The 19535-nt window shown below is 48.9% G+C and carries 17 protein-coding genes; 14 read left to right on the top strand and 3 right to left on the bottom strand.

What is annotated here, in order from left to right:
- The first annotated feature begins 42 nt into the window (after positions 1 to 42).
- The 8 genes from cmoA to C9I99_RS17780 all read left to right on the top strand — a co-directional run bounded on the left by cmoA (position 43) and on the right by C9I99_RS17780 (position 7982).
- Positions 43 to 771 (top strand): carboxy-S-adenosyl-L-methionine synthase CmoA, encoded by a 729-nt coding sequence (gene cmoA, locus C9I99_RS17745; RefSeq protein WP_107350189.1) that lies wholly within the window; start codon positions 43 to 45, stop codon positions 769 to 771.
- Between the two features lie 14 nt (positions 772 to 785).
- A complete protein-coding gene (cmoB, locus tag C9I99_RS17750) occupies positions 786 to 1760 on the top strand; it encodes a tRNA 5-methoxyuridine(34)/uridine 5-oxyacetic acid(34) synthase CmoB (protein WP_107350190.1) in 975 nt (324 codons plus the stop codon).
- A gap of 85 nt (positions 1761 to 1845) precedes the next feature.
- Positions 1846 to 2607 (top strand): ATP-dependent zinc protease family protein, encoded by a 762-nt coding sequence (locus C9I99_RS17755; protein WP_107350191.1) that lies wholly within the window; start codon positions 1846 to 1848, stop codon positions 2605 to 2607.
- A 20-nt stretch (positions 2608 to 2627) separates the two neighbouring features.
- The gene (locus C9I99_RS17760; RefSeq protein WP_107350192.1) at positions 2628 to 4133 is read left to right on the top strand and encodes an inactive transglutaminase family protein; all 1506 of its coding nucleotides are present in this window, start codon (positions 2628 to 2630) and stop codon (positions 4131 to 4133) included.
- Positions 4134 to 4136: 3 nt separating this feature from the next.
- On the top strand, positions 4137 to 5111 hold the full coding sequence (locus C9I99_RS17765) for an alpha-L-glutamate ligase-like protein (protein ID WP_166645389.1): 975 nt from the start codon (positions 4137 to 4139) through the stop codon (positions 5109 to 5111).
- A gap of 109 nt (positions 5112 to 5220) precedes the next feature.
- Complete coding sequence (locus tag C9I99_RS17770; RefSeq protein ID WP_107350193.1) at positions 5221 to 6402, top strand: MalY/PatB family protein; 1182 nt, start codon at positions 5221 to 5223, stop codon at positions 6400 to 6402.
- 98 nt (positions 6403 to 6500) lie between these two features.
- A complete protein-coding gene (locus C9I99_RS17775; protein WP_107350194.1) occupies positions 6501 to 7007 on the top strand; it encodes a VC2046/SO_2500 family protein in 507 nt (168 codons plus the stop codon).
- A 288-nt stretch (positions 7008 to 7295) separates the two neighbouring features.
- On the top strand, positions 7296 to 7982 hold the full coding sequence (locus tag C9I99_RS17780) for an SDR family oxidoreductase (protein WP_107350195.1): 687 nt from the start codon (positions 7296 to 7298) through the stop codon (positions 7980 to 7982).
- Between the two features lie 85 nt (positions 7983 to 8067).
- Here the strand turns inward: C9I99_RS17780 and adhE are convergent, their stop codons facing one another.
- Complete coding sequence (gene adhE / locus C9I99_RS17785; RefSeq protein WP_107350196.1) at positions 8068 to 10767, bottom strand: bifunctional acetaldehyde-CoA/alcohol dehydrogenase; 2700 nt, start codon at positions 10765 to 10767, stop codon at positions 8068 to 8070.
- A 709-nt stretch (positions 10768 to 11476) separates the two neighbouring features.
- Between adhE and C9I99_RS17790 the strand changes: the two genes are divergently transcribed.
- Together C9I99_RS17790 and C9I99_RS17795 are read left to right on the top strand one after the other, a co-directional pair.
- On the top strand, positions 11477 to 12115 hold the full coding sequence (locus C9I99_RS17790) for a YchE family NAAT transporter (RefSeq protein WP_107350197.1): 639 nt from the start codon (positions 11477 to 11479) through the stop codon (positions 12113 to 12115).
- A 215-nt stretch (positions 12116 to 12330) separates the two neighbouring features.
- On the top strand, positions 12331 to 13149 hold the full coding sequence (locus tag C9I99_RS17795; protein ID WP_107350198.1) for an ion transporter: 819 nt from the start codon (positions 12331 to 12333) through the stop codon (positions 13147 to 13149).
- A gap of 164 nt (positions 13150 to 13313) precedes the next feature.
- Here C9I99_RS17795 and cysS read toward each other — a convergent pair whose 3' ends face one another.
- Positions 13314 to 14690 carry a cysteine--tRNA ligase gene (gene cysS, locus C9I99_RS17800; RefSeq protein ID WP_107350199.1) on the bottom strand — a complete coding sequence of 459 codons (1377 nt, stop codon included), beginning with the start codon at positions 14688 to 14690 and terminating at the stop codon, positions 13314 to 13316.
- A 320-nt stretch (positions 14691 to 15010) separates the two neighbouring features.
- Between cysS and C9I99_RS17805 the strand changes: the two genes are divergently transcribed.
- Both C9I99_RS17805 and lpxH read left to right on the top strand, forming a co-directional pair.
- Entirely contained in the window at positions 15011 to 15508 is a 498-nt protein-coding gene (locus C9I99_RS17805; protein ID WP_107350200.1) for a peptidylprolyl isomerase, read from the top strand.
- A 40-nt stretch (positions 15509 to 15548) separates the two neighbouring features.
- Complete coding sequence (gene lpxH, locus C9I99_RS17810; RefSeq protein ID WP_107350201.1) at positions 15549 to 16280, top strand: UDP-2,3-diacylglucosamine diphosphatase; 732 nt, start codon at positions 15549 to 15551, stop codon at positions 16278 to 16280.
- A gap of 106 nt (positions 16281 to 16386) precedes the next feature.
- Here lpxH and C9I99_RS17815 read toward each other — a convergent pair whose 3' ends face one another.
- Positions 16387 to 17289, bottom strand: coding sequence for a sulfite exporter TauE/SafE family protein (locus tag C9I99_RS17815; protein WP_107350202.1), 903 nt, complete (start codon positions 17287 to 17289; stop codon positions 16387 to 16389).
- Between the two features lie 210 nt (positions 17290 to 17499).
- Between C9I99_RS17815 and C9I99_RS17820 the strand changes: the two genes are divergently transcribed.
- Together C9I99_RS17820 and C9I99_RS27235 are read left to right on the top strand one after the other, a co-directional pair.
- Positions 17500 to 18732, top strand: a complete 1233-nt coding sequence (locus tag C9I99_RS17820) for an EAL and HDOD domain-containing protein (RefSeq protein ID WP_107350203.1) — start codon at positions 17500 to 17502, stop codon at positions 18730 to 18732.
- The gene (locus C9I99_RS27235; protein WP_166645390.1) at positions 18729 to 19247 is read left to right on the top strand and encodes a YchJ family metal-binding protein; all 519 of its coding nucleotides are present in this window, start codon (positions 18729 to 18731) and stop codon (positions 19245 to 19247) included. Before C9I99_RS17820 ends, C9I99_RS27235 begins: the two co-directional genes overlap by 4 nt.
- Positions 19248 to 19535 lie beyond the last annotated feature (288 nt).

Raw genomic sequence — 19535 nt, forward strand, 5'->3', positions numbered from 1 at the left:
ATTTTGGATTTCTGTTTTTTTGTATAGATGAGGTTCGTGAAGATGGCCGGTCACGACAATATTTTTGCGGCACCGATAGATAAAATCGGTGATTTTACGTTTGACGAACGCGTTGCTGAAGTTTTCCCGGATATGATCCAACGTTCAGTGCCGGGTTACAGCAATATCATTTCAGCGATTGGCATGCTCGCTGAGCGCTTCGCCAAGCCACACTCGAAAGTGTACGATTTGGGCTGCTCGCTAGGCGCAGCAACCTTGTCTATGCGCCGCCATATCCAACAAGAAGGTTGTGAAATCATCGCGGTCGACAATTCCAGCGCCATGGTTGAACGTTGCCGCTTGCATATCAACGCCTACCGCTCAGATACCCCAGTCCAAGTCGTTGAAGCCGACATCCGTGATATGGATATCAACGATGCTTCCGTCGTAGTGCTGAACTTCACCCTTCAGTTCCTGGTGCCAGAAGATCGTCAAACACTGCTTGAAAAAATTTATGCCGGCTTGCGCCCTGGGGGCATATTGATCCTGTCAGAAAAATACATCTTCGACGATGAGCGTGCCCACGAACTGCTTATCGATTTGCACCACGACTTCAAGCGTGCCAATGGCTACAGCGAACTGGAAATTAGCCAAAAACGCAGTGCCATTGAAAACGTCATGCTGCCAGACAGCATTGATACCCATAAGCAGCGCTTTGAAAAAATTGGCTTCACAAGCTCAGAAGTCTGGTTCCAATGTTTCAACTTCGGCTCGATGTTTGCCATTAAATAAGGTTTCTATTGTCTATGTTTACTTTTGCGGAGTTTTACCAGCTCCTTGCCCAGCATGAAACACTGCGCCCATGGCTAAACACCCTGCCAAAACAACTGAGTGACTGGGAAGAGCAAGCCCATGGTGACATGGCACGCTGGATGCGTGCCCTGAAGAAATTCCCCACTGACAGACCGGATATCATCGACCTGAAAAATGCGGTCAGCGTTCGTAATGAAGACGGTATTGCCGACGGCGAGCAAAAACGCCTTGAAAGCTTGCTACGCTTGCTCCACCCATGGCGTAAGGGCCCTTATCAAATGCACGGCATCGATATCGATACCGAGTGGCGCTCAGATTGGAAGTGGGATCGTGTCCTACCACATATCTCTCCACTTAAAGGCCGCACGGTCTTGGATGTCGGTTGTGGTAATGGTTACCACATGTGGCGCATGCTGGGTGAAGAAGCCAAGCTGACTGTCGGTATCGACCCATCGAATCTATTCCTCATCCAGTTCGAGGCGATCAAGCGCCTAATGGGCATGGACGAGCGTGCCTATCTGCTGCCACTGGGTATTGAGCAGCTGCCTGAACTTAAAGCCTTTGATACCGTGTTTTCTATGGGTGTGCTTTATCACCGCCGCTCTCCGCTCGATCACATCATCCAGCTCAAGAACCAGCTGCGCAAAGACGGTGAGCTGATCCTTGAAACCCTGGTGATTGATGGCGATGAAAATGCGGTGTTGGTGCCGACCCACCGCTACGCCCAGATGCACAACGTCTACTTCTTCCCGTCGGCCAAGGCGCTGAAGGTGTGGATGGAGAAATGCGGCCTAGTGGACGTGAAAATCGTCGACGAGTGCGTCACCACCACCGACGAGCAACGTTCGACCGACTGGATGACGAATAATTCCCTACCGGAATATCTCGACCCGGCGGATCCGTCGAAAACGGTCGAAGGTTACCCTGCGCCAAAACGCGCCGTGCTAATTGCTCGAAATCCTGACTAACTACTGACAAGGGATGCTGTTCGCATCCCTTTTTGTCAGGTAAAATATTGCCGCCTAACAAAAAAGAAGTACTCTTGGAGATATAATGCTTCGCCGCTTTGTACCATTACTGACCTTTGCTGTCCTTTCTGGCTGTAGCCTTACCCAGCCACAACAAGAGCAAACTATGCAAGCAATTAACGTCATGGAAGATCGTGTCAATTTCCAGCTTGCAACTATGATCAAACAAATTGATGACCAAAACGTCTATATTGCTAACTTGGAAAGGGAAATATCCACCCTGTCGCAAGACATGAGCCAGCGCTATACTGATTCGACTCTACTTGCTTTCGATGAAGAGGAAGAAGAGAAAGCCCCTGTACCTGTTATCATCGATAACGATCCGCGTATTGCCCATGGCAAAGTGATTCTGGGTGAAGAAGAGTGGGTATGGCTGGACACTACCCAAAGTTTTTATAAAGCCCGTATTGATACCGGGGCAACCACCTCGTCAGTCAGTGCTACCAACATCCAGATATTTGAGCGCGATGGCAAAGAGTGGGCACGATTCAATCTGAACCACACGTCGAACGAAAATCCGAATGAGGCCGATATTGTTGAGGCACCCGTGGTGCGCTGGGTGAAAATCCGCCAAGCCAGTGCTAACGGTGTTAACCGTCGTCCTGTCGTTGAAGCATGGGTGAAACTCGGTCAACTTCATGAAAAAGCACAATTTACGTTGGCAGACCGCACACAAATGGCCTATCCAGTATTATTAGGGCGAGAGTTTTTTAAAGACATCGCACTTGTTGATGTGGGCAAAAAGTTTGTTCAGGGAATGAATGAACAACAAGTACAACAAAACTAATAACAAATGATGAGGACGTCATGACATCAAGAATCCCGTTTTATTTTCTTATTACCCTGCTAGTCATCGCGGGTGCGGCACTGAGTATGTACCGCCACGATGTCTACGGGGTGCCATGGACGCCGGGTGAAGAGCGTGCGCTATGGGAACTCGAGGCACGTATTGAGTTTGATGCGATTGGTGACCCGGTCAAAGTATCCATGGCGGCACCGGAAACTCAGCAGGGTTTTACCCAGATTGATGAAAGTACCTCATCACCGGGTTATGGCGTCGCTCTTATCGACACGAACAAAGGTCGCCGTGCTGAATGGTCTATCCGCGAAGCAGCCGGCAAGCAAATCCTGTATTACAAAACCCAAATGCTGGTCGACGATCAGGCAAGCTTCAACATGGCACCGCCTAAAGGCGATACCATTGCCGTTAGCCTGGATAACCCACAACAGACCGCCGCAACAGCCCTACTCGATCAAGCCCGCAGCCTGTCTTCTGACAACACCACGCTAACCCGTGAGCTGATAAAGCAATTTAACGACCGTAATAACCAAAATGCGGCCTTGTTGCTCAACAGCCTGAGCCGCGAGCAAGCTATCATCAATTTGCTTTCTCTGGAAAAAGTCCACGCCCGGATTGTTGGAGGCTTGCAGCTTGAAGATGGTCGACGTCGCCAAAGCATTACCCCAATGGTAGAGGTGTGGGGAGGTCAGACTTGGGAACTGTTTGACCTTCAAACCGGCCAAGAAGGTAAGCCTGACAACATTCTACTTTGGAACCAGCAAGGGCACTCTTTGCTGGACGTTATCGGTGGCCGCAACTCTAATATCAGCTTCTCGATCATTGCTCAGGACATCACACCGCAGCAGGCAACCCGTGAAAAAGTTCAAGCCGAAGATCTACTGAACTTCTCGATCCACAGCTTACCGGTTGAAGAGCAGGCCATGTTCAAGACCATTATGCTGGTGCCTATCGGTGCACTGATTGTGGTATTCCTGCGTATCATTGTCGGCCTGAAAACCTCTGGTACCTTCATGCCGGTTCTTATCGCGGTAGCCTTTGTTCAGACCCAGCTGGTAACAGGTATTCTTGGCTTCTTGCTCATTGTCGGCACCGGTTTGGTGATCCGTAGCTACCTGTCCAAGCTTAACTTGCTTCTGGTGGCGAGGATATCTGCGGTGATCATCACCGTTATTATGATTATCTCCGTCTTTACCGTGGTCGCCTTCAAAATTGGCTTGGTCGAAGGCCTTACCATCACCTTTTTCCCAATGATCATCCTATCGTGGACTATCGAACGGATGTCCATCCTGTGGGAAGAGGAAGGGGCGAAGGAAGTACTCGTCCAAGGTGGTGGCTCGCTACTGACCGCGGTATTTGTCTACTTGGCGATGACTAACCCATTGATCCGCCACCTGACATTCAATTTTATTGGTATCCAGCTGCTCATTTTGGCACTGATCCTGATGCTCGGTAACTACACTGGCTACCGTTTGAGTGAGCTACGACGCTTCAAGCCACTAGCGGAGGACTAAGCTATGTCACTGTTTTCACAGTTTACGTCTCCGTTCAAGCTGCGAGACCGCGGCATTATGGGGATGAACCAGCGTAACCACAGCTACATCGGCCGTTACAACGACCGTAGCCTATACCCGTTGGTTGACGACAAGCTGAAAACCAAGCTGATTGCCAAACAGGCCGGTGCCACGGTGCCTGAACTGATTGGCGTTATCGACAGCCAGGTTTACGTCAGACGCGTCCATGACATGGTCAAAGACTGGCCAGGCTTTGTGATCAAGCCAGCCCAGGGATCCGGTGGTAAAGGGATCTTGGTCGTGGTCAAACACAAGGACGGGGTTTACGTAAAACCATCCGGCGCTGAGATCAACAAACAAGACGTCGAGCGACACATCACCAACACCTTGGCGGGACTGTTCTCGCTGGGGGGGAAAAACGATGTGGCGATGATCGAGAACCTGATCCAGTTTGATGACGTTTTCGATGGTTTCAGCTACGAAGGCGTGCCTGATGTCAGGGTTATCGTTTTCAAAGGCTACCCGGTAATGGCAATGATGCGCTGCTCCACAGCAGCGTCTGACGGAAAAGCCAACTTGCACCAAGGTGCTGTAGGTGTCGGTATCGATATTGCCACAGGCAAAGCGATCCGAGCTGTCCAATTTGACCAACCCGTTGAGCGTCACCCGGATACGGACCGTCTGCTTAGTGAACTGGCAGTGCCTAATTGGCTGAAGCTGCTCGCCTTAGCCTCCAGTGCCTGGGAAATGACCGGATTGGGTTACATGGGTACCGACATGGTGCTTGATAAAGTTCAAGGGCCAATGGTTCTAGAGCTCAATGCCCGGCCGGGGCTGGCGATTCAAACCGCCAATGGAGCCGGCCTGTTGCCGCGCCTTCGGCACATTGAAAACCTCGGTGTACCGTCCAAGCCGCCAACACCGGAAGAGCGTGTCGCTTATGCTGCCGAGCAATTTGGTGTTAAATCAAAGTTCTAGATTTAACATCATTCTCTTCTCTATTAAGCCCCAGCCTTGCGCTGGGGCTTTTTTCTTTACGCATCTTGTGGCAATAATATGTCTTTCCAGCAGCGCAAAGGACTTGTAAATGCACCCCGACACTCGGCAACTCGACCCCCTGTTTGACCAACATATCGACCGCACCCGCAGCAACAGTATCAAATGGCAAAAATACCAGGGCCAAGATATTCTGCCGATGTGGGTGGCCGATAGCGACTTCAAGGTACCGCAAGCGATCACCGATGCGCTGCATCAACATATCGACCATGGTATTTTCGGCTATGGCAGCGCTCCGCAAGCGCTGACTGAATTGATCGTCGAGCGTATGCAGCGCCTGTATCAATGGGACATTGAGCCGGAATGGATTGTCTACCTGCCGGGATTGGTTTGCGGGATTAACTTAGCAGTTCGCTCGGTATGCCAACCAGAGCACGGCGTGGCTTGCCCAAGCCCTATCTATCCGCCCTTCAAATCATCCGCCAAACTCGCCAAGCGCCTACTGAGTAAATTACCAGTGACACTTAAGGAGCAACGCTGGTTAATGGCGCTCGATGACAGCGCCTTATTGCCAGATACACGGTTGCTGCTATTCTGTAATCCGCTTAACCCCGGCGGCACCGTATACCGCCGAAGCGAACTCGAAGCGGTCGCTGAGTTTGCCAAGCAACAGGAATTAATTGTCTGCTCAGACGAAATCCACTGCGACTTGCTGCTGGCCCCCGGTTGTCAGCATATCCCCTTTGCCAGTCTCAATGATGATGCTGCACAGCGTTCCATCACCCTGCTGGCACCAAGCAAAACCTTTAATATCGCCGGGCTCGGTGCCTCAATGGCGATTATTCCCAACCCGACGCTGAGGCGGGAGTTCGTCCGTACCAAGGCCGGCGTTGTACCCGACGTCAATGTACTGGCTTATACCGCTGCACAAGCCGCCTATGAGCACGGCCAGCCTTGGCTGGAAAAACAACTTGATTACTTAAGGCGTAACAAAGCCACCGTCGAACAGGCCATCAATAATATGCCCTACCTTACACTGGCCCCCATCGAGGGAACCTACTTAGCGTGGATAGATGCAACCGCATTGCCAGTGAGCTCTCCGTTTAAGTTTTTCGAGCAAGCTGGTGTGGGGTTATCACCCGGAGCTGACTTTGGCAATCCAGGCTTTGTCAGGCTCAACTTTGGTTGCCGCCATCAAACATTACTCGAGGCTTTAAAGCGAATGGAACAAGCCGTCACAACACTGCAAGCACATCAAATGGTGAAAGAGTAACCATTCGATTGCCAACCCATACTTTTTATTAAAGAAATGACAAGCTGTACCGATACAAACTCCATAACACTGGTTTGTTTTATTCGGTACAGTTTTTGATGCAAATCCATTCACTCGACAAAGCACTGCTGATCAATGAAGTTCAGCTGGGCAGCCAACTCAGCCATGCGGTTGAGGGGGGACGTCGTGCTGATTTTGCCTTGATGCTGGCCCTGCTCTCTCCCGAGCAACTTGAAACTACCCCGGTCGACGCACTTCCGGCACCCGGCAAAACGGAAAGCGAGCTCCGTGCTTACTTTGAGTTACCAGAACCACAGCCGCTCTCTACCACCGAAAGCAGTTATCAAAATGCCGCCCAGCAAGCCAAAGCTTTCCATGAAAGCGGCTTGGCCGATGCGCGCCTGCTCGATGGTCTCAAACCAACCCCGCTAAGTTACCCGCCACAAGGTACCAAAGGCATGCCGGAAGAGGTATACCATAACCTGTCGGGGCATGAACGCCGCCTATTACCACCAACTGAAGATGCCACCATCAAGGCATCACCTCAGGATCTTTACCTATCGCTAGTCCAAGCCAAGCGTTTCGCTGAAATGTACGGAGCCTGATCCCGCCGGTTTGGTCATTTTGCTTAATGTTGACCTCACGATGAGTCAATGTGGTCGCACACACGCTGATAGAAATATCATTATTGAGTTAATTTCGTGACCTCCTTCATAGCCTTGTTACCTTAACGCTGCACTGTGATCACGTTTCACTAACATTTCAATGCTGGGTCGCGAGTTTGGGGGATTATTCACAGACATGCTTTCAGTGACTTCGTAACCTGACTACATGATTTGTTCGTTGGCTTTTTGACAGTAACAGTGTGTCGGCAGCCTAATATAGGAAAAGCTATGAATATCGCACATTCCGTCATTCTCATTACAGCAGCAGGCAGCCCATTGGGCAAAGCTTTGTCGCTCCACTTTGCCTCGTTGGGGGCCAAGCTGGCATTGGTTGATGAACGCCAACACGCCCTCGCTCAGACCCTGCAAGCCTGTCAGGCCGTAGGAGCACCTTGTCAGTCCTACCTGATCCCCGAGCAGAGCGAGAGAACGATTGGTACTCTGATCAACAACATTCACCAACATTTTGGCAAGATTGAAGTTTTGGTCAACTGCTGGCTGGGATCAGAATTGCCTTCGCTGCTGAGCCCGTCGTCAGTGGATCAGTTCAGCCGCTCGATGAATGAAAAGGCGACCCCTTTCTTTATTTTCGGCAAGCAAACAGCCCATTACATGCGCGATCACAACTGCCATGGCGTCATTATCAACCTTGCCGCCAATGAAGAGTATATCAATAGCTCTGTCCACTCAGGATCCAAGGCTATTGTGTCTGGCCTGACCCAAAGCTGGGCCAAAGAACTCGCTGAATTTAAGATCCGGGTTGGCGGTGTCGTGCCGCTCACTATCGAATGTCCTTGCAATAATCATCCCAGCAAACTGAGCTCACCGCTTCAGTATGAAATCGCCCGCAGTGCCGAATATATCGTCGCTAATGACTACTTCAACGGCAGAATGATCGAGGCCGAGGTCAGTTAACCCCTTACTACCTTTTAGCACACAAAAAAAGCCCGCCAAAATGGCGGGCTAAAAGTAGTCTTTCGTGCGCTAGCTAAAACAATACTTATGCTTCAGCTTTTTCTTTCTTCGCTTTAGCTGCTGGTTTGTCAGCTACTGGCTCAGATTTCTTGATAACTGACGTCCCTTCGAACGTTTCACCTTCAACGTAAGGCTTACCGTAGTAAGCAGCTGTTAGTACTTCTTTCAGCTCGCTGATTAGTGGGTAACGAGGGTTCGCACCAGTACACTGGTCATCAAACGCTTCAACAGATAGCTCATCTAGTTTCGCTAGGAAGTCAGACTCTGGAACACCTGCTGCCTGAATTGACAGTGGGATATCTAGGTCGCCTTTCAGCTCTTCAAGCCATGCTAGTAGACGCTCGATCTTCTGAGCAGTACGGTCACCAGCTTGGCTTAAGCCTAGGTGGTCAGCAACTTCAGCGTAACGACGGCGTGCCTGTGGACGGTCGTACTGAGAGAATGCAGTCTGCTTAGTTGGGTTATCGTTCGCGTTGTAACGTACAACGTTAGAGATCAGTAGTGCGTTCGCCAGACCGTGTGGTAGGTGGAACTCAGCACCAATCTTGTGCGCCATAGAGTGACAAACACCTAGGAAAGCATTCGCAAACGCGATACCAGCGATCGTTGCGGCATTGTGTACTTTCTCACGAGCGATTGGGTCGTTAGCACCGTTCGCGTAGCTTGAAGGTAGGTACTCTTTTAGCATCTTAAGTGCTTGTAGTGCCTGGCCGTCAGAGTATTCGTTCGCTAGAACAGATACGTAAGCTTCTAGTGCGTGAGTTACAGCATCGTAACCACCGAAGGCTGTTAGCGACTTAGGCATGTTCATGACTAGGTTCGCATCTACGATAGCCATTTGCGGCGTTAGTTCGTAGTCAGCTAGTGGGTACTTAGCACCGGTCTTGTCGTCGGTAACAACAGCGAAAGGTGTGACTTCAGAACCTGTACCAGACGTTGTTGTGATACATACAAGCTCAGCTTTCTTACCCATTTTCGGGAACTTGTAAATACGCTTACGGATGTCCATGAAACGCATTGCTAGTTCTTCGAAGTGTGTTTCTGGGTGCTCGTACATTACCCACATGATCTTCGCAGCATCCATTGGTGAACCACCACCAAGCGCTAGGATTACGTCAGGCTGGAAGCTCTTCATTGCTTCAGCACCTTTTTCAACAACGGAAAGCGTTGGATCCGCTTCTACGTCGAAGAAAGTTTGAACTTCAATGCCTTGTGCTTTAAGTAGGCTAACTACGTCATCTGCGTAACCGTTGTTGAATAGGAAACGGTCAGTTACTAGGAATGCGCGCTTCTTACCTTCTAGGTCGCTAAGAGCGATTGGAAGGCTACCACGACGGAAGTAAATTGATTTAGGTAGTTTGTGCCACAACATATTTTCAGCTCGCTTCGCTACTGTCTTCTTGTTGATAAGGTGCTTAGGACCTACGTTCTCAGAGATAGAGTTACCACCCCATGAACCACAACCAAGAGTTAGAGAAGGTGCAACGTTGAAGTTGTAAAGGTCACCGATACCACCGTGGGTTGTCGGGATGTTCACAAGAATACGCGCAGTTTTTAGCTTATCACCGAAGTAACGGATACGGTCTGCATTTACATCTTGGTTAGTGTAAAGACCAGATGTGTGACCGATACCGCCGATCTCAACCATAGTTACCGCTTGAGCAACCGCGTCTTCGAAGTTGTCAGCACGGAATAGACCGAGTGTTGGAGACAGTTTCTCATGAGCAAATGCATCATCGTAAGACACTTTACCCAGACCTTCACCAACAAGAACTTTAGTATCAGCTGGAACCTTAACACCCGCCATCTCGGCGATAGCTGCCGCTGGCTGACCAACGATTTTCGCGTTTAGGTTACCGTCGATAAGCAGTACTTTACGTACTTTATCGGCTTCTGCTTTGCTTAGTACGTAAGCTTTGTGCGAAGCGAAACGCTCTTTTACTTCGTCGTATACTTCGTCAACTACGATTGCAGCCTGCTCAGAAGCACACACAACACCGTTATCGAATGTCTTAGACATTAGGATAGAAGCAACAGCACGCTTAACGTCTGCAGTTTCGTCGATAACAACAGGAACGTTACCTGCACCAACACCGATAGCGGGTTTACCAGAAGAGTAAGCCGCTTTAACCATACCTGGACCACCAGTCGCAAGGATAAGGTTGATGTCATCATGCTTCATCAGTGCGTTAGAAAGCTCAACTGAAGGCTGATCGATCCAACCAATGATGTCTTTCGGTGCACCAGCAGCAATCGCAGCATCAAGGACTAGCTTAGCAGCATCGTTTGTTGAGTTTTTAGCACGAGGGTGTGGCGAGAAGATGATCGCGTTACGTGTTTTAAGTGAGATTAGTGATTTGAAGATTGCAGTAGATGTTGGGTTAGTTGTCGGTACGATACCGCAAATAATACCTACTGGTTCCGCGATGGTCATGGTACCGAACTCGTCGTTCTCGTCCAAGATACCGCAGGTTTTTTCGTCTTTGTATTTGTTGTAGATAAATTCTGAAGCGAAGTGGTTTTTGATAACCTTATCTTCAACAATACCCATACCAGATTCAGCTACAGCTTGTTGAGCTAGAGGAATACGTGCATTGTTCGCGGCAAGAGAAGCTGCGCGGAAAATTTTATCTACTTGCTCCTGAGAATAAGTAGCAAACTCTTTCTGAGCCGCTTTAACGCGTGCAACCATTGCATCTAGTTCAGCCATATTAGTAACAGGCATAGTTAACTCCTAACTTAAGATTGAAAACTTTTTAGTAAGGATGCGTTCACATCCTTCTGGGTTATCCGGGAGCCATCCTGCTCAAAAAACCGGTAACACACATACTTAGTAAATTGCTTTCAAAACTGATTATATTCTTTCACAGCTCGAAAAAAATTGATTTAGATCACTTGTAACCATTTAGAGTTACACTTTGTCATTTTTTGACCCATATCACCCAAAAACAGTAACCTAAACGGTCAAAATGTGACCGCGTCGCTTGATGAGCAACAAAGTCGAGCTAAATCCAGCCACCATCAAGCCATAAAATTACGTAATAAAGCTACATAATTTGTCACATATAGGCAATAACGAGAGCTAATTCACATTTTTCGGTGATCGTTCATTCAGTTTTGTTTCATTAATGTAGCACGTAGAGCGCTCAACAAAGAGTAACCTAAACCAACGTCTTTTACACTATCTCAACAAGAGATTCATAAATAACTTTAAATAGGGATAGTTATAACTATTTTTAATTGGTTAATTAAAAACAATTGGCTTAAAGTATCGCCGATCAACAGGTTTATACTGTTTTAATCGAAGGTTCGATCATGGGATGAGCTGGCCTTACTGACTTCGGCGACCTTTCCCTGCAGTGCAACTTCTTAACCTTTGGCTATTCTGATTCCCTGTTGGGCTTAAAACTCCCATAATTAATACTAAACTAGATATGCAACCACTTGAATTAGCGATTTTCCTGCAGTTTTTTGTCGGTCTGATTGCGGCCGTCAACCCGATCGGTATCATGCCGATCTTTGTCTCACTGACAGGCCATATGAGCCCTGAAGAAAGAAACAAAACTGCCCTGACGGCTAACATTGCCGTTACTGTAATCCTGACCGTATCACTACTTGCGGGTCAGTTCCTGCTGGATATGTTCAGCATTTCCCTCGACTCATTCCGGGTCGCCGGTGGTCTGCTGCTGTTGACTATCGCCTTCTCAATGATGAGCGGTAAGCTGGGTGAAGATAAGCAGAACAAACAGGAAAAGTCCGAATCTGTCAGCCGTGAACAAATTGGCGTCGTGCCGCTGGCGATGCCATTGATGGCTGGTCCCGGTGCGATCAGTTCAACCATCGTCTATGGCTCGCGCTATCCTGGGATGACCAGCACCGTGGGTATCGCGCTGACTATCGTTGTCTTTGCGACCTGCTGTTGGCTGCTATTTCGCGCGGCACCGATTATCGTCCGCTTCCTGGGCCAAACCGGCATCAACGTTATCACCCGTATTATGGGCTTGATTCTGGCCGCACTGGGCATTGAGTTTATTGCCAATGGCCTGCGTGCGCTTTTCCCAGGCCTCGCATAACGCAACTTATCCCCCATCCCCAAAATGGCCGGATGTCCCTCCGGCCATTTTTTTCCTCCGATGATATTTCCCCTACCCTTAATCTTGTACCAGCCTGTCACTATGCTTACACAATTGCGCCGTTCTTCTCAGTAAAAAAACGGTTGTACTTACTCAGCCAAATCAATTTAGTTTATTATTTATAGACTTATACTTGTTACTAGAGACTGATTGCTTTGGTTACCCTGACCCATAAACAGCGCCTGTACCAAATCATCTTCGGCACCCAAACCAAAGCTGGCCGGAATTTTGATATTGCACTGATCGTGGCTATCCTCTGTTCAGAGTTAATCCTTATCCTCTCGACTATCCGTGCCGTTGATTTCAAATACAGCGAAGCGCTGACAGTGCTTGAGTGGGTCTTCACGCTCTTATTTACCTTCGAGTATCTGTTGCGGCTGTATTGCTCACCCAAGCCATGGGCTTATGCTCGCAGCTTTTATGGCGTCATTGACTTGATTGCCGTACTGCCAAGTTATCTTGCTTTCCTGTTCCCGGGCTCGAACTATTTGCTCATCATCCGACTGATAAGGGTCATGCGCATTTTTAGGATCCTCAAGCTGGCTCGCTTCCTGAAAGATTCCAATATCCTGCTTCGTTCGCTGCTGATGGCACAGCGAAAAATCTTGGTTTTCTTCAGCTCCGTGGCAATTTTGGTCACCGTACTAGGCTCCCTACTCTATATTGTCGAAGGGCCAAGCAATGGCTTTACCAGTATTCCAGCCAGCATCTACTGGGCTATTGTCACTATTACCACGGTGGGCTATGGTGATATCGTGCCGCAAACCGATATCGGCAAGGCTATCGCTTCTATTACCATGTTATTGGGCTACTCCATTCTGGCAGTACCTACCGGGATCATCACCGCAGAGCTCAGCCAGGAAATGCAGACCCAGCGCCACTTGATCCGCTGTACCAACTGCTCAGCCAGCGGCCACGAGACCGATGCCAATTTCTGTAAGAAATGCGGGACTGAGTTGCCAGAACACCTGTAGCACGACATAAAGCAGCTATGCACCAACCAAAAACGGCACCCATCACGGTGCCGTTTTGTCGAAAATATCCAACCGGGCAAATTTGTGTGGGTTTTCGATAAACGCATATATAAAAAAAGCCGAAGTTTTCACTCCGGCTTGTTAATTTTGAATGACAATATTCGTTACTTACGGCGCCAAGTGGTACCTTGAGGGCCGTCTTCCAGGATAATCCCCATTGCAGTGAGCTTGTCACGGGCTTCATCAGCCGCCGCCCAATCTTTTGCTGCACGGGCATCCAAGCGTTGCTGGATCAAGGCTTCGATTTCAGCCACATCGTCATCAGGACCACCCTGCAAGAAAGCTTCAGGATCCTGCGCCAATAGACCCAGTACATCTGCCAATTCACGCATGCGTGCACCTAGAGCCGATGCCGCTGCAATATCTTCGGCTTTCAGACGGTTGATTTCACGTGTCATGTCAAACAGAGCCGAGTAGGCTTCCGGCGTGTTGAAGTCATCGTCCATCGCTTCTTTAAAGCGTGCAACAAACTCTTCACCACCAGCGGCTTCAACAGAGCTATCAAGACCACGAAGTGATGTGTACAGGCGTTCAAGGGCAGAACGAGCCTGTTTCAGGTTATCTTCGCTGTAGTTTAGCTGGCTGCGGTAGTGGCCAGACATCAGGAAGTAGCGCACAGTTTCGGCATCGAAGTGGCCCAATACATCACGGATAGTAAAAAAGTTACCCAGAGACTTTGACATCTTCTCGCGGTCAACCATTACCATACCGCTGTGCATCCAAGTATTGACGTACTGAGAGCCAGTTGCACAGCAAGACTGGGCAATTTCATTTTCGTGGTGTGGGAACTGCAAGTCTGAACCACCACCATGGATATCAAAATGATCACCCAAAATCGCCGAGTTCATCGCAGAACATTCGATGTGCCAGCCTGGACGGCCTGCACCCCACGGTGATTCCCACGTCGGCTCACCCGGCTTGGACATCTTCCACAGTACAAAATCAAGTGGGCTACGCTTCGCTGTTTCAATATCAACACGCGCACCGGCTTGCAGCTGGTCAAGATCTTGCTTCGATAGCTTGCCGTATTCGTCAAACTTACTCACTTCGAACATCACGTCGCCATTGCTAGCAACATAAGCGAAGCCACGCTCAATCAAACGCTCACACATTGCGATAATTTCAGCAATAAACTCGGTGGCGCGCGGCTCGATATCCGGGCGCTTCATGCCTAGCGCATCAAAGTCAGCGTGCATTTCGCCGATCAGGCGCTCGGTCAAAGAATCACAGCTTTCGCCATTTTCTGCTGCACGCTTGATGATCTTGTCATCGATGTCGGTGATGTTACGAACAAAAGTGAGATCATAACCTGAGTAACGCAGGTAGCGAGAAACCACATCGAATGACACAAAGGTACGACCATGACCGATGTGACAGAGATCATAAATGGTAACCCCACAGACATACATGCCAACTTTACCTGGCTGAATGGGTGTAAATTCCTCTTTTTGTCGTGTCAGTGAGTTATAGATCTTCAACATGTCTCTTCGATACTCATTATTTGGGGTTACGGTATAAGGCTGTAATTACACCTTTATTGACAAGGTAAGGCAAGGAAAAATACCGTTCTGCCAGCTTATGCCCGTGTAAAGTATATCGCCCAGCCGTAAATTTGCGCACCCAGCCCTACCGGCGCAGGCCAAGCGAACTAAACGACCTTCATCTATAGTTAGGCAAAAGGCTAATTTTTCACCTATTTAAGCCAGAGAAAGCGAACAACGTCGGTTAATATTGACGCCTATGTCGGGTAAGATAGAATCCAACGTTTAAAGCAATATACACCTATTTAAAGGACAAGCTCATGGTAACGCTTCACACTACTTTTGGTGACATCAAAATCCAACTAAACACTGAGAAAGCGCCGGAAACCTGTGCAAACTTCCTACAATACTGCCGCGACGGTTTCTACAACGGCACTTTGTTCCACCGCGTTATCGATGGTTTCATGATCCAGGGCGGCGGCATGTCTTCAGGCATGGAAGAAAAAGAATCTCGCGCTCCGATCAAGAACGAAGCAAGCAACGGCCTAAGCAACAAAGTCGGTACGCTAGCAATGGCTCGTACAATGGAACCGCATTCAGCAAGTTCTCAGTTCTTCATCAACGTCAACGACAACAAATTCCTAGACTTCAAATCAGAGACACCTGATGGCTGGGGTTACTGCGTATTTGCTGAAGTGGTTGAAGGCATGGACGTGGTAAACAAAATCAAGGGCGTTGCGACTGGCAACTGGGGCTACGTTCACCAGGACGTACCGGTAGAAGAAGTTGTTATCAACAACGTGACTATCGAAGAGTAATGCTTCACAAAGGGTGGCCAATGTGCCACCCTCCCCGCCTATGACCACACTTTTTATTTCTGATCTGCACTTAAGTGCCGACAGGCCTGATATCACCGCCTGTTTTCTTCATTTTATGTCCACAGAGGCTCGTGGTATTGATGCCCTCTATGTATTGGGCGATCTGTTTGAAATGTGGATTGGCGATGACGACGACTCTCCTTTCCACCAGCAAATTAAAACGGCCTTCCGCCAACTGACCGACAGCGGTGTCCCTTGCTATTTTATCCATGGCAACCGGGATTTCCTCATTGGAAAGCGTTTCAACCAAGAAACCGGTGTCCAACTGCTGCCAGAGCACACGGTCGTCGACCTCTATGGTACTCCAACCTTGATCCTGCACGGGGATACCTTGTGTACGTTGGATGAAGGCTATCAGCGTTACCGCAAGAAAGTGCATAACCGCTTTATTCAATGGTTGTTCTTCCGCCTGCCACTGAGCTATCGGCAGCGTATCGGTGATAAAATGCGTAGCGGTAGCAGCCAAACCAATCAAACCAAAAGCCAATCCATCATGGATGTCACTCCGACTGAAGTTGTACGCGTGATGGCAGAGCATCAGGTCAGGCAGATGATCCACGGCCATACCCACCGTCCTGATGTCCATACCCTCTTTGTCGACGAGAAAGCGGCCAGCCGCATCGTGCTGGGTGACTGGTATGATCATGGGTCTGTATTGGTTTGTAATCCGCAAGGCTGTCAGCTCGAAACGCGCGATTTTCAACCGCAATAGCTCCCAGATAATAATAGTTTCCTTGCGAATATTTAGTCATTCTAAAAAAGAAAAAGGTACGCCATCGCGTACCTTTTTTATATGAAAGTGACTCAACTTCAGAGCGTTATTTTACAGAACCTGCCAATGCCTCGTTGCCAGCATTCGTTCGCTCTTTTGCCCAAGAGCGATACATAGTAATGGAGGTATACAGCACCACACCAATCACCAACCATGCCAGCAAGTGCAAATCCAGTGACTTCACCAGATACGCCGCAATGACCACACCAATAGGACCGGTAACCGCCACCACCAACGCAGCACGGCTGTTAATACGGTTCATGCGGATAAAACCGCCCGCCGAGAAGAAGCTCAGGAACGCACACGAGCACATCATAATAGGAAATGCCGCCAGCGGATGCATGCCAAGCAGGTACACCATGGTCATACAAGGAGCATAAAGACCAATACCGACCGTCATCAGTGCGCCAAACAAGAAATTACCGGCAATGGCAACGGCCAGTTTCCAGCCACTTAGCCCCAACTCCAGCCCGCCAAGCGGGAAAAGTTTGAGTTGTCCGGCCAACATCAGGCTTGCCACCACCAGCAACGCGGCACTCATGACCAAGCGGATCAGCTGCCGATCCCAGCTTGAAACCAAGCGCGCTCCCACAGTCGCCCCCAGACAAGCAGCGAATACCATACTGACCAACGTTGTCGGGTCAACATCCACAGCCGTGAGGAAAATAAGGGATTGAACAACCGTCGCCAGTACTGCCTGGCAATTGAGCGTGCCCGGCAAAAACTGATCGTCAATCAGCTTAAATTGTTTATAGCCCGCAGTCTTAATGGCAAAGCTGCCCACACCCAAGGTGTCACAAAAGTTGGCAAAACCACCAATAAGGCCAATCGGAAGGATTTTTGTTTGTGCTTCCTGCACTCGATTTTTCCGCCATGAAAGAAGCAACATAGCGATAAAAATCATTCCACCTACAAGCAGTCCCGCTTGTATGATTGTGAATACTGTCATGAGTTACACAAATTTTTTCGGAAAGGCGCGGATTATCCATTATGCTCGAACATATTTCTATCCCTGAAATCATGACAAGGAATGAAAAACAGTAACACTGTCTTAATCCGGCTATATTTGTCATAATTTGCATAAAAAGCCATACATCAGCCTTACAATGCAACTGCATTGGTAATGATTCTCTCACAAAAGAAACGACTATTTGTTCACATGAATTCATATCTTGCCAGACAGCCAGTACTAAATCGGGATAAGGACACCATCGGCTATGAGTTGTTATTCCGAGACGGTCCGAGAAACAGCTTCCCAGAAATTGGGGACGAGCAGGCAACGCACCGCCTGCTCACAGACAACTTTTTAAGCTCTGGCAATAATGATGTGACCTCGGGGAAAAAAGCCTTTATCAATTTCCCGCACAGTAGTCTGCTCAACCGTATTCCACTGCTTTTCCCAAAAAAAAGCTTCATCATTGAAATTCTGGAAACCTGTAAACCGGATGATGAGTTATTAGACGCGGTCAGTGAGCTGCACCGGGCCGGCTACACCTTGGCACTGGATGATTTCACCCCGACTCCGGAATGGAACCGCTTTATCCCGTATGTGCACATCATCAAATTTGATCTGCGGGCCACACCACTGGCCAAGGCAAGCTTTTTTATCCGCCGCCATAAAGAAAAAGGCAGCCGCCTGATCTTCCTCGCGGAGAAAGTCGAAACCCACGACGAATTCACGGCGGCCTACGAGGCCGGCTTTGACCTGTTCCAAGGCTACTTTTTCAGCCGCCCTGAGATAGTCCGTAAGAAAGCACTTAAACCCTCTGCCCTTACGACCCTGAGGCTATACCGCGAGATCAGCTGTTCTGAGGTCGACTTTAGCAAGGTAGAACAAATCATTGCCACCGACGTAACGCTGTCATACAAGTTGCTACATCACGTTAACAACATGACTTACACCCGCGCCAAACCCATCTCCTCGTTCAAGCAGGCATTGGTGTATTTAGGCGAAGAGAAGCTACGCCGTTTTGTTACCTTTGTTGCAACCTCCCATGCGGTCGAGAATAAGCCCGAGTCACTTTACTTCTTGTCGCTCCAGCGAGCCCGTTTTTGCGAACAGTTAAGCCAGCAACTCCAATCTCGTTTAGACAGTAACCAAGCTTTCTTGACGGGTTTGTTTTCCCTGCTCGACAGTATTCTCGAACAACCTATCGAAGCGCTGATTGACCAACTCCCCTTGGATAAACCCGTCCAACATGCCCTCATCAGCCGTAAGGGCCACCTGGGAGGGCTACTGCGCTTGGCCATTGCCTACGATCAAGCTGATTGGAAAGCTATTAAACGACTGTGCAGAGCACTGACAATTGAAGAATCAGTCGTTGCAGAGACCTATCTCGACTCTTTAAAATGGGCCACTGTCTTTGAACAAACATTACCGAGTAAACCATGACCCAACAAACCCTGTCATGTCCATGTGGCAGCCAACGTCCACTGGCTGAGTGCTGCCAACCTATCCACCAAAACCCAAGTTTGGCAACCCACCCAGAGCAACTAATGCGATCCCGCTACAGTGCCCACGTGCTGGGGTTGGTCGATTATGTCGTGGCAACTTACCACCCTAGCTGCGAGGCAGAAGAACACCGTGAAGCGATTGCCGAATCGGTAGCTAGCCAATGGTTGGGACTGGAAGTGATAAACAGTGAAATTGCGACAGAAAGCGAGGGTTTTGTTGAATTCAAAGCATTTTACCAAGATGGTGACGAGCAATACTGCCTACACGAACGGTCGCGCTTTCTTAAAGAGACGGTCAATGGTCAACAACAGTGGTTCTACATCGACGGTGAATACCCAGAACCATCCGTTATCGAAGCGCATAAGCCGGCCTCTGCAGTAAGCGATAAGGTTGGCCGCAATGATCCTTGCCCGTGTGGCAGTGGCAAAAAATACAAAAAGTGCTGCGGTTAATATCAACCTGAAATCATTTAGCCCCCCCTGTCAGCGCTAGGGGGCTTTTTGAACCGGCATATTATTCACCGAACCGAATAATCCCACTCTAACTGGCCTTTCCCTCCCTCCAGCCCCTGTTAACATTTCGTATAGTGGCTTGTTGCAACTCGTCTTACCACAGAGTAGAACAACAGCACCAAACTGTTCAATTTGATTGCAAAACCTCTTTAACTGGCGGCATTTCACCCAACCAGCGTTTACCGTCGGATAATTTTTTAATATTTCCGTAAAATTGCTATTGCAAAA

The sequence above is a fragment of the Photobacterium lutimaris genome (assembly GCF_003025555.1).
Taxonomy (GTDB): domain Bacteria; phylum Pseudomonadota; class Gammaproteobacteria; order Enterobacterales; family Vibrionaceae; genus Photobacterium; species Photobacterium lutimaris.

Coding starts and splice junctions, on each gene's coding strand:
- cysS (WP_107350199.1), bottom strand. CDS start 14,690: ATGTTGAAGATCTATAACTCACTGACACGACAAAAAGAGGAATTTACA.
- C9I99_RS17755 (WP_107350191.1), top strand. CDS start 1,846: ATGCTTCGCCGCTTTGTACCATTACTGACCTTTGCTGTCCTTTCTGGC.
- C9I99_RS17815 (WP_107350202.1), bottom strand. CDS start 17,289: ATGACAGTATTCACAATCATACAAGCGGGACTGCTTGTAGGTGGAATG.
- adhE (WP_107350196.1), bottom strand. CDS start 10,767: ATGCCTGTTACTAATATGGCTGAACTAGATGCAATGGTTGCACGCGTT.
- C9I99_RS17765 (WP_166645389.1), top strand. CDS start 4,137: ATGTCACTGTTTTCACAGTTTACGTCTCCGTTCAAGCTGCGAGACCGC.
- C9I99_RS17805 (WP_107350200.1), top strand. CDS start 15,011: ATGGTAACGCTTCACACTACTTTTGGTGACATCAAAATCCAACTAAAC.
- C9I99_RS17790 (WP_107350197.1), top strand. CDS start 11,477: ATGCAACCACTTGAATTAGCGATTTTCCTGCAGTTTTTTGTCGGTCTG.
- C9I99_RS27235 (WP_166645390.1), top strand. CDS start 18,729: ATGACCCAACAAACCCTGTCATGTCCATGTGGCAGCCAACGTCCACTG.
- lpxH (WP_107350201.1), top strand. CDS start 15,549: ATGACCACACTTTTTATTTCTGATCTGCACTTAAGTGCCGACAGGCCT.
- C9I99_RS17820 (WP_107350203.1), top strand. CDS start 17,500: ATGAATTCATATCTTGCCAGACAGCCAGTACTAAATCGGGATAAGGAC.
- C9I99_RS17775 (WP_107350194.1), top strand. CDS start 6,501: ATGCAAATCCATTCACTCGACAAAGCACTGCTGATCAATGAAGTTCAG.
- C9I99_RS17780 (WP_107350195.1), top strand. CDS start 7,296: ATGAATATCGCACATTCCGTCATTCTCATTACAGCAGCAGGCAGCCCA.
- cmoA (WP_107350189.1), top strand. CDS start 43: ATGGCCGGTCACGACAATATTTTTGCGGCACCGATAGATAAAATCGGT.
- cmoB (WP_107350190.1), top strand. CDS start 786: ATGTTTACTTTTGCGGAGTTTTACCAGCTCCTTGCCCAGCATGAAACA.
- C9I99_RS17760 (WP_107350192.1), top strand. CDS start 2,628: ATGACATCAAGAATCCCGTTTTATTTTCTTATTACCCTGCTAGTCATC.
- C9I99_RS17770 (WP_107350193.1), top strand. CDS start 5,221: ATGCACCCCGACACTCGGCAACTCGACCCCCTGTTTGACCAACATATC.